The organism is Bacillus sp. GW821-FHT11D08 (genome assembly GCF_058808515.1).
Genome location: NZ_JBXARS010000014.1, coordinates 20865 through 34055, shown reverse-complemented (window position 1 = coordinate 34055; position 13191 = coordinate 20865). Strand labels below are relative to the sequence as shown.

At 46.1% G+C, this 13191-nt stretch carries 14 protein-coding genes; 10 read left to right on the top strand and 4 right to left on the bottom strand.

Annotated elements, in window-relative coordinates; translation table 11 throughout:
- Positions 1–296 precede the first annotated feature (296 nt).
- The 5 genes from artP (at position 297) to AC1RRX_RS19035 (ending at position 4130) form a co-directional block, all read left to right on the top strand.
- Positions 297–1064, top strand: coding sequence for an arginine ABC transporter substrate-binding protein ArtP (gene artP, locus AC1RRX_RS19055; protein WP_144465004.1), 768 nt, complete (start codon positions 297–299; stop codon positions 1062–1064).
- A gap of 61 nt (positions 1065–1125) precedes the next feature.
- Entirely contained in the window at positions 1126–1785 is a 660-nt protein-coding gene (gene artQ, locus AC1RRX_RS19050; RefSeq protein ID WP_003153227.1) for an arginine ABC transporter permease ArtQ, read from the top strand.
- The gene (gene artM, locus AC1RRX_RS19045; RefSeq protein ID WP_007408387.1) at positions 1778–2500 is read left to right on the top strand and encodes an arginine ABC transporter ATP-binding protein ArtM; all 723 of its coding nucleotides are present in this window, start codon (positions 1778–1780) and stop codon (positions 2498–2500) included. The genes artQ and artM overlap by 8 nt, the downstream gene beginning before the upstream one ends.
- A 76-nt stretch (positions 2501–2576) precedes the next feature.
- Entirely contained in the window at positions 2577–3530 is a 954-nt protein-coding gene (locus AC1RRX_RS19040) for an aromatic acid exporter family protein (RefSeq protein ID WP_007408388.1), read from the top strand.
- Between the two features lie 69 nt (positions 3531–3599).
- Positions 3600–4130, top strand: a complete 531-nt coding sequence (locus AC1RRX_RS19035; protein ID WP_014418329.1) for a L,D-transpeptidase — start codon at positions 3600–3602, stop codon at positions 4128–4130.
- A 13-nt stretch (positions 4131–4143) separates the two neighbouring features.
- On the opposite strand, the gene prli42 is transcribed toward AC1RRX_RS19035, so the two are convergent.
- Entirely contained in the window at positions 4144–4239 is a 96-nt protein-coding gene (gene prli42, locus AC1RRX_RS19030; protein WP_007408390.1) for a stressosome-associated protein Prli42, read from the bottom strand.
- A 93-nt stretch (positions 4240–4332) separates the two neighbouring features.
- On the opposite strand from prli42, the gene mce reads away from it, so the two are divergent.
- From mce to AC1RRX_RS19015, 3 genes are read left to right on the top strand one after another with little or no spacing between them, the layout of a single operon-like run.
- Positions 4333–4761: a methylmalonyl-CoA epimerase gene (gene mce / locus AC1RRX_RS19025; RefSeq protein ID WP_007408391.1), complete on the top strand. Its 429-nt coding sequence runs from the start codon at positions 4333–4335 to the stop codon at positions 4759–4761.
- A complete protein-coding gene (locus AC1RRX_RS19020; protein WP_369878199.1) occupies positions 4748–6271 on the top strand; it encodes an acyl-CoA carboxylase subunit beta in 1524 nt (507 codons plus the stop codon). Before mce ends, AC1RRX_RS19020 begins: the two co-directional genes overlap by 14 nt.
- A 16-nt stretch (positions 6272–6287) precedes the next feature.
- On the top strand, positions 6288–7403 hold the full coding sequence (locus AC1RRX_RS19015) for a tripeptidase T (protein ID WP_003153237.1): 1116 nt from the start codon (positions 6288–6290) through the stop codon (positions 7401–7403).
- A 113-nt stretch (positions 7404–7516) separates the two neighbouring features.
- On the opposite strand, the gene AC1RRX_RS19010 is transcribed toward AC1RRX_RS19015, so the two are convergent.
- Positions 7517–8353, bottom strand: coding sequence for a membrane protein insertase YidC (locus AC1RRX_RS19010; protein ID WP_007408393.1), 837 nt, complete (start codon positions 8351–8353; stop codon positions 7517–7519).
- A 32-nt stretch (positions 8354–8385) separates the two neighbouring features.
- Positions 8386–8667: a hypothetical protein gene (locus tag AC1RRX_RS19005; protein WP_003153239.1), complete on the bottom strand. Its 282-nt coding sequence runs from the start codon at positions 8665–8667 to the stop codon at positions 8386–8388.
- A 75-nt stretch (positions 8668–8742) separates the two neighbouring features.
- On the opposite strand from AC1RRX_RS19005, the gene AC1RRX_RS19000 reads away from it, so the two are divergent.
- Positions 8743–9987, top strand: coding sequence for a DNA polymerase IV (locus AC1RRX_RS19000; protein WP_007408394.1), 1245 nt, complete (start codon positions 8743–8745; stop codon positions 9985–9987).
- Positions 9988–10095: 108 nt separating this feature from the next.
- Positions 10096–11505, top strand: coding sequence for an NADP-dependent phosphogluconate dehydrogenase (gene gnd / locus AC1RRX_RS18995; RefSeq protein ID WP_007408395.1), 1410 nt, complete (start codon positions 10096–10098; stop codon positions 11503–11505).
- Between the two features lie 89 nt (positions 11506–11594).
- Here gnd and zwf read toward each other — a convergent pair whose 3' ends face one another.
- Positions 11595–13064, bottom strand: coding sequence for a glucose-6-phosphate dehydrogenase (gene zwf / locus AC1RRX_RS18990; RefSeq protein ID WP_020956056.1), 1470 nt, complete (start codon positions 13062–13064; stop codon positions 11595–11597).
- Between the last annotated feature and the right edge of the window lie 127 nt (positions 13065–13191).

Here is a 13191-nt window from a genome sequence, read left to right as displayed (position 1 = left end):
AATCACCGATAAACTATCGGCAATTGGCTGTTTAAAAGGTGTTTTGACCCCTGTCTCAAAAACGGGGGGCAGTCCCCGCTTGCGGGGTTTTTTTATATGGAATCTGTATAAATATAAATATATATACATCGGCGTTCAGCTGTCACTAATCTGAAAAACAATGACTATAATAAACACAGAAAGGAAAATATATTTTTCGAAAATAGTATTGCATCACAATTAAAAAGTGTTTAAAATACAAGTTAACGAATAAATATTCAAATTTAAGAGATCAGTAGATATGGGGGAAATGAATCATGAAGAAATGGCTGTTGGTATTAGCTACCGCATGTATCACCTTTGCGCTGTCCGCCTGCGGATCAGGCAATTCAGGCTCAGAGGGCGGAAAGAACAAGCTGATTATGGGTACATCGGCTGACTATAAACCATTTGAATATAAAGACGGTGATCAGATCACCGGGTTTGACGTTGATCTGGCAAAAGCTCTGGGCAAAAAGACCGGCTATGACGTTGAGGTGCAGGACATGGACTTCAACAGCCTGATTACAGCCTTGAAGTCCAAGCAGGTAGATATGATTTTATCTGGAATGACACCTACACCGGAACGGAAAAAGCAAGTTGATTTTTCTGATATTTATTATACTGCTAACAATATGATCGTTACGAAAAAGGGAAGCAGCATTAAATCCCTGAATGATCTGAAAGGCAAAACCGTCGGTGTTCAGCTCGGCTCCATTCAAGAGGAAAAAGGCAAGAAGCTCGCTTCGAAATACGGTTTTCAGCTCGAAGACCGCAACCGGATTTCAGACTTAACCGAAGAGATCAAATCCGGGCGTTTTGATGCCGCGATTATCGAAGACATCGTAGCACAAGGCTATTTCAGTTCAAATCAAGATCTGCAGGGCTTTGCGTCAGCAGATGCGAAATCAGACGAATCGGGTTCCGCGATTGCGTTCCGCAAAGACAGTGATCTGACAGCGAAGTTCAACAAAGCGCTGAAAGAAATGGAGAAAAACGGAGAAATCGAAAAACTGAAGAAAAAATGGTTCACCAACGAGAAATAAAAGAAAGCTCAACTTTTCGTTGAGCTTTTTATCTTGAATAAAGACAAAGGAGATCACACGTATGAATTTGGATTTCTCAGCGACAATCCCCCAAATTCCTTTTATATTGGAAGGCCTTGCGGTCACATTAAAAATTGTGCTCGTTTCGGCGGTCATCGGTCTTGTATTAGGCATCGTGCTCAGCTTATTTAAAATCAGCACGATCAGTCCGCTGAAATGGATTGCGGATTTTTATACTTCGATATTCCGCGGCACGCCGCTCGTGCTGCAGCTGATGATCATCTATTTCGGTATGCCGCAGCTTCTGGGCTTTCAGATCGATCAATTTTGGGCGGCGGTCACCGCATTATCGCTCAATTCAGCCGCTTACGTCTCTGAAATTATCAGAGCGGGAATCAACGCAATTGACAAAGGACAAAAAGAGGCTGCCGTCGCTCTCGGCGTGCCGTACGGAAAAATGATGAAAGATCTGCTGCTGCCGCAGGCGTTTAAAAACATTTCTCCGGCTATTATTAACGAATTAATCACCTTAACGAAAGAATCGGCGATCGTCACAGTTATCGGTCTTGGCGACATTATGAGACGGGCCTACCAGTCCGGTGCCGCAACATACAACTATTTAGAACCTCTTATTGTGGCGGGCTTAATCTATTACGTGCTCGTTTTGATCTTAGCATTCATCGGAAAAGGCGTAGAAAGGAAGCTGAAAGCCAATGATTAAGGTCGACAACCTGTCAAAATCATTCGGGAAACATGAAGTACTGAAAAACATTTCAACACAGATCGAAGAAGGGGAAGTCGTCGCTGTCATCGGTCCTTCCGGTTCCGGCAAATCAACGTTTCTGCGCTGCTTAAATCTGCTGGAAAACCCAAGCGGCGGAACGATTGCCATTAAAGAAAATGAAATTACCGCAGCTAAAACGAATAAACTGAAAGTGCGGGAAAATATCGGCATGGTATTTCAGCATTTTCATTTGTTTCCTCATAAAACGGTGCTTGAAAATATCACATACGCGCCGGTCAGCGTGAAGAAAGAGTCTAAAAACGAGGCGGAGGAAAAGGCGTGCGCCCTCCTTGAAAAAGTCGGACTGCTTGACAAACGGAACGACTATCCGAACCGTTTGTCAGGCGGACAGAAGCAGCGGGTCGCCATCGCGCGGGCGCTTGCCATGAATCCTGACATCATGCTGTTTGATGAACCGACCTCGGCTCTTGACCCGGAAATGGTCAAAGAAGTTCTTGAGGTGATGAAAGAGCTCGCGCAGACGGGCATGACGATGGTGATCGTAACGCACGAAATGGGATTTGCCAAAGAAGTGGCAGACCGCGTATTATTCATGGATGAAGGGACGATCGTGGAAGACGGGCAGCCGGAAGAATTTTTTCTTTCTCCGAAGTCAAAAAGAGCACAGGACTTTTTAGAAAAAATATTATAAAATATAACTGGAAGAAAAGAAGAAGAATGCTCTTCTTCTTTTTTTTGAGAAAGAAACAAACAGAATGGAGCAAGCAATGTTTAAAATCGGTTACCGCACACTAAAGACCGCACTTGGAACGGCGCTGGCCATTTATTTAGCCCAGCTGTTGCATCTGCAAAACTTCGCATCCGCAGGAATCATCACCATATTGTGCATCCAGATTACGCAAAAGCGGTCGCTTCAGGCCTCGTGGGCCCGATTTGCCGCCTGTTTATTGGCGATCGTCTTCTCATATGTCTTTTTCGGGCTGATCGGCTATTATCCGTTTGCGATCGGAATATTGCTGGTGCTGTTCATTCCGACTACAGTCGTTTTAAAAATAAACGAAGGGATCGTCACCAGCTCAGTAATCATTCTTCATTTATATATGTCCGGCGGCATTACGATGGCGTTTATCTGGAATGAGTTCCAGCTGATCACCGTAGGTATCGGCGTCGCGCTGTTAATGAATCTGTATATGCCGAGCCTCGACAGAAAACTCGCGGCGTACCGGAAAAAAATCGAGGACAACTTTTCCGTCATCTTCGCCGAAATCGAACGGTATTTGTTAACTGGTGAGCAAGATTGGTCGGGGAAGGAAATACCGGAGACGCATCAGATGATTCAAGAGGCGAAAAACCTCGCCTATCGGGACGTGCAGAATCATATTTTGCGCCATGAAAATCTTTACTATCATTATTTTAAGATGAGACAGAAACAATTTGAAATCATTGAACGGCTGCTGCCGAAGATTACCTCTATTTCAATAACGGTGGAGCAGGGCAAAATAATCGCCCATTTCATCCATGAATTAAGGGAAGCCATTCATCCCGGCAATACCGCTCATAAATTTTTAAAAAGACTTGCAGAAATGAGAACGGAATTTGAAGAAATGCCGCTCCCGGCAACGCGCGAGGAGTTTGAAGCGCGGGCGGCTTTGTTCCACCTCCTCGGTGAGATGGAACAATATCTCGTGATTAAAAGTTATTTCAAAGGCATCAAGCTGTAAAAAACATATGGATCAATCGCATGAGTCCTCCTTTCATTGGTCATTCTAATGAAAAAAGGAGGGGAGCCCATGCGATTTTTTTTATTGTCAGCCGCCCTGCTGCTGTCTCCGCTTTGGCCGCTTGGCGCGAACCCTTTGCCGGGTGACCCTTATATTATCGTCAATAAAGCCACAAATGCGCTTGCTGTTGTGAAGGATAACCGAATAGAAGGCATTTATCAGGTGGCGACGGGAAAAACGGATGATTTAACGCCTGAAGGAGAATTTACGGTAACGGTCAAAGCCGTCAATCCGTATTACCGGAAGAAAAATGTGAAGGGAGGCGCGCCGGAAAACCCGCTCGGCGTCCGCTGGATCGGTTTTGACGCGAAAGGAACTGACGGCAGGATATACGGCATTCACGGAACAAACAGAGAAGAGCTGATCGGGGGGTTTGTATCAAACGGCTGTATCCGTATGAAAAACCGGGATGTCATCCGTATTTTCCGGATTATCCCTCCCGGAACGAAAGTATTGATTACAAAAGAAAACCGCTCATTCGAGGACATTGCAATAGAGCGGAAAGCCCTCATAAAAAAGCAGGAAACCCCCTTGCAATGAGGCGCCTGCTTTTTTACCGCAAATACATCATAATGCCTGAGAGGAGGGTTGAAAGTATAAATACGCCCAAAATGACGATGACGGCGCTTTTCATAAATTTTTGAGACATTGTTTCACTCCTTAAGATTACTGTCTATCATTTTAACGTGTTTTGCTTGTATGAACAAGCCATATCCTATGGCGGAAAGCAGGTGGCCGCGCTATGAAAAAACTTGATCATGTCGGCATTGCCGTCAGCTCTATTGAAGCCGCGAGAGGATTTTACGAACGGATGCTCGGGCTTACGTATATCGGAGACGAGCTGGTAAGCGGCCAAAATGTGAGAGTTGCTTTTTTAGAAGCGGGAGGCACAAAGCTTGAGCTGATTGAGCCGCTGTCGGACGCGTCTCCCGTCAGCTCTTTTTTACAGAAAAGAGGCGAAGGGCTGCATCATTTGGCATTCCGCTGCGCCGATATGAAGGAAACGATCAAGGAGCTTGAAGCATGCCGCATGACTTTGATCCATCATGAACCGCAAAACGGAGCGGGCGGGAAGAAGATCGCATTTCTCTCTCCAAAAGAGGCGAACGGGGTCCTGATTGAGCTTTGTGAAACAATTGAAAAAGGAGAAACTCAAGATGAGCATGAGTGATCATATCAGACACTTAAATGAAAGACGTTCCTTTTTAACAAACGGCGGCGGAGCGGAAAAAAATGAAAAACAGCACAAAAAAGGCAAGCTGACGGCAAGAGAAAGAATTGACTATTTATTGGACGAAGACAGTTTTTCAGAGCTGCAGCCGTTTGCCAAAAGCCGCATGCCCGGATGCCAGAATGCTCCGGGAGACGGCGTTGTTACCGGATACGGCACAATTGACGGACGGCCCGTGTATTTGTTTGCCCATGACTTTACCGTACTCGGCGGGACGCTCGGCGAGACACATGCGGAAAAAATCGCGGCGGTAATGGATCTGGCGGCGAAAAATAAAACCCCGATCATCGGGCTGAACGACTCAGGTGGTGCGAGAATTCAAGAGGGTGTGGTATCATTAAATGGATACGGTCATATCTTTAGGCGCAACGTCCTTTACTCGGGAGTGATTCCGCAAATTTCTGTCATCCTTGGGCCGTGTGCCGGCGGTGCTGTTTATTCACCCGCATTGACGGATTTTGTGATTATGGCGGAACATACGTCGCACATGTTTATTACAGGCCCGAAAGTCATTGAACAGGTGACGGGTGAACAGATTGACGCGGAAAGTTTAGGCGGTGCGGGAATACATAATGTGATAAGCGGAAATGCCCACTATTCCGCACGAACGGAAAAAGAGGCTCTTTCCGCTGTGAAAACCCTGCTTTCTTATCTCCCGCACGGCGGACAGACGGCATTGCCCGTTAAAAAGGAAGACGCCAGACCGTTATTAAACACCCTCGTTCCCGCGGACAGTTCGAAACCTTACGATGTGTTACAGGTAATAAAAGAGCTGGCGGATGACGGAACGTTTTTTGACATTCAGCCGTATTTTGGCAAAAACATTGCTGTCGGTTTTCTGAAACTCGGACGGCGTACAGTCGGTGTTGTCGCAAACCAGCCGAAACACTTGGCGGGGAGCCTCACGATTGATGCCGCTGACAAAGCGTCGAGATTCATCCGTTTTTGTGACGCGTTTCATATTCCGCTATTGACGATCGCTGATGTTCCGGGATTTCTTCCGGGCTTTCAGCAGGAACATGCGGGAATCATCCGTCACGGAGCAAAATTGCTGTATGCTTTTGCCGAAGCGACGGTGCCGAAAGTGACGCTCATCATCAGAAAAGCCTACGGAGGCGCCTATGTCGCCATGAATTCGAAAGGGCTCGGGGCAGATCTTGTATTCGCCTGGCCCAATGCGGAAATCGCCGTGATGGGAGCGGAAGGCGCGGCGTCGATTTTATACAGCAGAGACATACAGGCTTCTGACGACCCAGAGAAAACGAAGCGCGAAAAAAAAGCCATATACGAAAAGGAAAACGCCGGTCCGTATAAAGCGGCGGCCTGCGGAATGGTGGATGATATCATCCGGCCGGAAGACTCGAGGAAAAAATTGATTCAGGCATTTGACATGCTTGCGCATAAGGAAGAGGAAAGACCGAAAAAAAAGCACGGTAATATACCGCTTTAAACGGAGGGAACTGAAAATGGTAAACGAAAAACGTCTGCTTGAAGAATTTCTTGAACTCGTTCAAATTGATTCAGAGACAAAACATGAAGCGGAAATCAGCAAGGTGCTCAAACAAAAATTCACTGATTTAGGGTTGAGCGTAAAAGAAGATGATACAAAAGAAGTGACGGGGCATGGAGCCGGCAACTTAATCTGTACGTTAAAGGGCACAAAAGATGCGGATACGATTTATTTCACATCGCACATGGACACGGTTGTCCCGGGCAAAGGCGTTAAGCCGATTGTGGAAGACGGCTATGTAAAATCCGACGGCACGACGATTCTCGGCGCTGATGATAAGACGGGTCTTGCCGCAATGTTTGAAGCCATTAAAGTGCTGAAAGAACAAAACATCGAGCACGGCACCATTGAATTCATTATCACGGCCGGAGAAGAATCGGGATTAGTCGGGGCAAAAGCAATGGATCGTTCAGACATTACCGCGAAATACGGTTTTGCGCTTGATTCAGACGGAAAAGTCGGTAACATTATTGTAGCCGCGCCGACACAAGCGAAAGTGAGAGCAACCATTTTCGGGAAAACGGCTCATGCGGGGGTAGAACCGGAAAAAGGCATCTCCGCGATTACCATCGCATCAAAAGCAATCTCAAAAATGCCGCTCGGCCGCATTGATAAAGAAACAACGGCTAATATCGGACGTTTCGAAGGCGGCACGCAAACCAATATCGTCTGCGACCAGGTTGATATTCTGGCTGAAGCGCGTTCATTAGTGCCTGAAAAAATGGAAGCGCAAGTGCAGAAAATGAAAGAAGCTTTCGAATCTGCTGCAGCTGAGATGGGAGGCCGCGCGGAAGTGGACATCGCGGTTATGTATCCGGGTTTCAAATATCAGGACGGCGATCAGGTTGTGGAAGTCGCGAAAAAAGCGGCGGCAAAAATCGGCCGGCCGAGCGAACTTCAGACAAGCGGCGGCGGAAGTGACGCAAACGTCATTGCCGGCCACGGCATTCCGACAGTCAACCTGTCAGTAGGCTATGAACAAATCCATACGAAAAATGAAAAAATGCCGATTGAAGAGCTCGTCAAAACGGCGGAAATGGTCGTTGCCATTATCGAAACAGCGGCCAACTAAAAACGAAGCACCCAGTTGATTGGGTGCTTTTTTCATTCTTCATGATAATTGGTTTAAAGCCTTGCAGATACAAGAAAAAAACCCTGCCGGATAGTTCGGGCAGGGTTTCAGTATTATGATTTGGCGGGCTCCGCCTGAGCCGCAGCTTGTTTCTTTTTATGATGCGTCTGCTGTAAAAGTACATTCTGCACTGTCAAAAACAGTCCGCTTGTAAACCAGTAAAGCGGCAGCGCAGCCGGTACGTTAAGTGAAAAAACGGTCATCATGACAGGGAAAATAAAGACCATGATTTTTGCTGACTGCATCGCGGCCGGATTTTGAGCAGCCGGTGAATATTTCTCGTTTAATTTTTGGGAAATATAAGCTTGTAAGAAATACATGGCCCCCGCGCACAAAGATACAAGAATATCAGAATGCCCTAAGCTGAACCACAGAAATGAGTGTGAAGCGATTTCCGGCGTTGAGCGGATGGCGTAATAAAAACCGATCAAAATCGGGAATTGCACCAGCATCGGAAGACATCCCATTGCCATCGGATTCAGATTGTGCTCACGGTAAAGCTTCATCATTTCCATTTGCAGTTCTTTTTGTTTCTCCGCATCTTTCGTTTGTTTCATTTTAGCCTGAATGCTGTCGACCTGCGGTTTGATCACAGCCATTTTTTCCTGGAACACCCGCTGTTTCTTAAATTGGTTCACAAACAAAGGCAATACAACGATCCGGACGATAATCGTCACCAGAATAATCGACAGTCCGTACTCACCGTGGAACAGGCCCGCCACGCCTTTTAAAAGTGCCGAAAACGGCTCGATCAGGTAATCGTGGAAAAAACCGATATTCCCGAGGCCTCCCGTCTGAGTCTGAGATGTCGCCGCAAAAGCCGAGCGGCCTGTGCACAGTACGATAAAAAACAATCCGAATGCAATCCATTTTTGATATGTTTTAGACAATTATGTCTCCTCCTTTTTATCTTCACTTGCCGTTATAAAAGGAGGAAGCTGACATCTTCATCATCATTCGCCGGTGAATTCATGCGGATGACTTTACGTATCCAAGTTGTAATGCGATGATATATAATAATAAGAAAGTCTGTTCGGTTCAGCTGAACGACTGCTTGATGTTCATCTATTCGTTTCGTTCTCCAATGCTCGCCTGCGCGGCGCTCACGCAAAAGAAAAGCGATGCCGATCGCGGTCAGAGCGGGAAGAATAATTGTGAAAAAATCGACTAAAAATAAAAAGTCATTCATTGACTCAAGAATCATTTTATCACATCCATTCAGCTCTTATTTTACTACATATATATAAGGTTGTCTATGAAAGGAAAGGAGGCGCCGGGAGTGGCCGGAAAAGGGAGAATTATATTTCATATCGATATGAACAGTTTTTATGCCTCCGTAGAAATGGCGTATGATCCGTCTTTAAGAGGAAAACCTATCGCCGTTGCCGGAAACGTGAAGGAACGGAAAGGAATCATCGTCACCTGCAGCTATGAAGCGAGAGCGCGGGGCGTAAAGACCACCATGCCGGTGTGGCGGGCAAAACGCCTCTGTCCGGAACTCATCGTCGTGCCTCCGAATTTTGACCGCTATCGGAGTTCGTCAAAAGAAATGTTCAGCATTCTGAGGGAGTATACGGATTTAGTCGAGCCTGTTTCTATTGATGAAGGATACATGGATATTACGGACACACCGCACAGCCACAGGGCGTATGAGACAGCCGAAGACATTCAGGCGAGACTGCAAAAAGAGCTTTTGCTTCCGTCAAGCATCGGCATCGCCCCGAATAAATTTCTCGCTAAAATGGCTTCTGACATGAAAAAACCGCTCGGCATCACCATTTTAAGAAAAAGAGAGCTGCCGGACGTATTATGGCCTCTTCCGATTGAAGAGATGCACGGTATAGGAACGAAAACTGCGGAAAAAATAAAAACGCTCGGCATCAAAACGATCGGTGATTTGGCAAAAGGAGATGAACATGCGCTGAAAACGCTTCTCGGCATAAACGGCCCGAGGCTGAAGGATAAAGCGAACGGCATCCATCCTGCAGAAGTCAATCCCGAGCGGATATATGAATTTAAAAGCGTCGGCAACTCATCCACCCTGTCGCATGATTCGGCTGACTGGGATGAATTAACGGGCGTGTTTGACCGGCTCGCGCTGTCTGTGAGCGAACGGCTCCAGCGTAAGGAGGTCATGGCCTGCCGGCTGTTCATCATGATTCGGTATGCGGATTGGAAAACGGTCACAAGAAGCATGACCCTCAGCAATCCGGCTGATCAGAAAGAAGACATCATGGAAGCGGCGATGGAACTGTTTGACAAGCACTGGAACCAAAATCCGGTAAGGCTTCTCGGCATCACCGGAACGGAACTGGTTGAAAAACAGCAGGCGTATAAACAGCTTGATCTGTTTTCATTCAAGGAGGACGCAAAGGATGAGCCGATTTTTCAGATGATGAACGAGCTGAATGAAAAGTACGGCCAAAACCTGATCAGAAAAGGCGCCGTTATAAAAAAAGAAGAAAGCAAAACAAGGGGAACGAGCTTTAACAGAGACTTTTTCCAGGATGAAAAGAAAAGGTGAATAACTTGAAAAAAGGGGTTATGTATGATAATTTCTTTAGTATAAATATCATTTTATTTTAATTTAAATTTTAAAATGGTTAAACGTTTGAAGAAGGGACGTTAGAATATGTCAAAACAACAAATCGGAGTTATCGGTCTTGCGGTAATGGGTAAAAATCTGGCTCTTAACATCGAAAGCCGGGGATTTTCTGTGTCTGTATACAACAGATCAAGCAGCAAAACGGAAGAGTTTTTAGAAGAGGCAAAAGGCAAAAATGTTGTCGGTACATACAGCATTGAGGAGTTTGTCCAGTCTCTTGAAACACCCCGTAAAATTTTATTAATGGTTAAAGCGGGAACTGCAACGGATGCGACGATTCAATCTCTTCTTCCTCATCTGGAAAAAGACGATATTTTGATTGACGGCGGAAATACATACTATAAAGATACACAGCGCCGGAACAAAGAGCTTGCCGAAAGCGGCATTCACTTTATCGGAACGGGTGTATCAGGCGGTGAAGAGGGAGCGCTGAAAGGGCCTTCTATTATGCCGGGCGGCCAAAAGGAAGCGCATGAACTCGTGAAACCGATTTTAGAAGCCATTTCTGCTAAAGTGGACGGAGAAGCTTGTACGACATACATCGGCCCGGACGGAGCGGGGCACTATGTAAAAATGGTGCACAACGGTATCGAATACGGTGACATGCAGCTGATCTCTGAGTCATATTTCATTTTGAAACAGGTGCTCGGATTGTCTGCCGAAGAGCTTCACGAAGTATTCGCTGAGTGGAACAAAGGAGAGCTTGACAGCTATCTGATCGAAATCACGGCTGACATTTTCACTAAAAAAGATGAAGAAACGGGCAAACCGCTTGTTGACGTGATCCTTGATAAAGCAGGCCAAAAAGGAACGGGTAAATGGACAAGCCAAAGCGCTCTTGACTTAGGCGTGCCGCTTCCGATTATCACTGAATCTGTTTTTGCGCGTTTCATTTCCGCAATGAAAGAAGAGCGTGTGAAAGCAAGCAGCCTTCTGTCCGGACCAGACGTTAAGCCGGTTACTGAAAATAAAGAAGAGCTGATTGAAGCGGTCAGAAAAGCGCTCTTCATGAGTAAAATCTGTTCTTACGCACAAGGCTTCGCCCAAATGAAAGCCGCGTCTGAAGAATATAACTGGGATCTGAAATACGGTGAAATCGCGATGATTTTCCGCGGCGGCTGTATCATCCGCGCGGCGTTCCTGCAAAAGATCAAAGACGCATATGACCGTGAACCGGAGCTTGACAACCTGCTGTTAGACAGCTACTTCAAAAACATTGCAGAAAGCTACCAAGGCGCCCTTCGCCAAGTGATTTCACTTGCCGTAGCCCAAGGCGTGCCGGTACCTTCGTTCTCAAGCGCACTTGCGTATTACGACAGCTACCGTACGGCAGTGCTTCCTGCAAACTTGATTCAAGCGCAGCGTGATTACTTCGGCGCGCATACGTATGAACGCACAGATAAAGAAGGCATTTTCCATACTGAATGGATGAAGTAATGAAGAAGCCCCCGCAGTTATTGCGGGGGCTTTTCTGATATCAAAAACCGCGGACCGTCATGAACGGCGCCGCGGTTTTTGATGTTTTCTTATATATTCCACCAGTGGAGACCGTCTTTTTCAAGAAGATCGTCCGAAGCTTTCGGTCCCATTGACCCGGCTTCATAATTCGGAGAAAGGGTTTTGTCGGCTGCCCACGTTTCGGAAATCACATCGACGAAATTCCATGAAAGCGCCACTTCGTCCCAATGGGCAAAGTTTGTCGCATCACCGAGCAGACAGTCATGGATTAATTTTTCATAGGCTTCCGGTGTGTTCATTTCGTCACTGCAGTTGCTGCAGTAATCCAGCTTAATCGGCTGAGCATGAGCGGCTCCGCCTAATTTTTTAGCATTCAGATATAGTGTAATGCCTTCATCCGGCTGAATATGGATGACAAGCAGGTTCGGATTTACATTCGTTTCATTGCCGTAATAAAGGTTCATCGGAATGTCTTTAAATTGAACGACGATTTTCGTTGATTTTTCTTTCATCCGTTTCCCTGTGCGGATATAAAACGGAACGCCGGCCCAGCGGAAGTTATCGATCAACAGCTTTCCGGACACGAACGTTTCCGTATTGGAATCCGGTGCTACATTATGCTCATCTGTATAGCTCGGTACAGAGTTTCCGTCAATCGTTCCCGCTTGGTATTGTCCGCGGACGAAGTAGTCGCTCACTTCGTTTGGGGCGACAGGGCGGAGAGCTCTCAGCACCTTCACTTTTTCGCTGCGGATTTCTTCCGTGTTCAGTTTAATCGGCGGTTCCATCGCCAAGAGAGCGACCATTTGTAAAATATGGTTTTGAACCATATCACGGAGTGCGCCTGATTTCTCATAATATCTCGCACGATCCTCAACGCCAAGATCCTCACTTGACGTAATCTGGATGTTTGAGATGTAGCGGTTATTCCACAGCGGCTCAAACAGCGCATTCGCAAACCGGATGACTTCGATATTTTGAACCATTTGTTTGCCTAAGTAATGGTCGATCCGGTAAATTTGATCTTCCGTGAAAGCTTCGCGTATTTCTTTGTTAAGCTCTTTCGCACTCGGCAGGTCATGGCCGAACGGTTTTTCAATGACGAGACGGGACCAGCCATTTGTCGCTGTGACACCTTCGTTTTTAAGTGATTTTGCGATCGTGCCGAAAAACTCAGGAGCCATCGCCAAGTAAAACATTCTGTTGTTCGGGATTTCATATGTATGTTCAAGCTGATCAAGCAGGACATTCAGCTCCTGATAGGAACCCGGATTCGTTACATCAAACGGATGGTAATAAAAATGAGATGTGAAATCGTCTATGTCTTTTTGCCCGGCAGAAGAAACAGACGTTTTAACGGTTTCCCGGAGGTCCTCGTTTGACCAAGGTCTTCTTCCAACACCTACAACTGCAAACTCTTCACCAATTTGACCATTTTTATATAAACGGTGAATGGATGGGTAAAGTTTTCGTTTTGCCAAATCCCCTGTGGCACCAAATATTACAATTACTGCTTTTGGTTTGTCGTTTGTTTTCACTTAGAGTACCTCACTTTATCTGAAGCATGGTTTAAAACCCCGCATATTTCCTTCATTTTAAATCTAAAATTCATTGAAAGCAAACATTTCAGCCTGTTTTTTGCGGTTTGCGGAAAAAAATTAATCA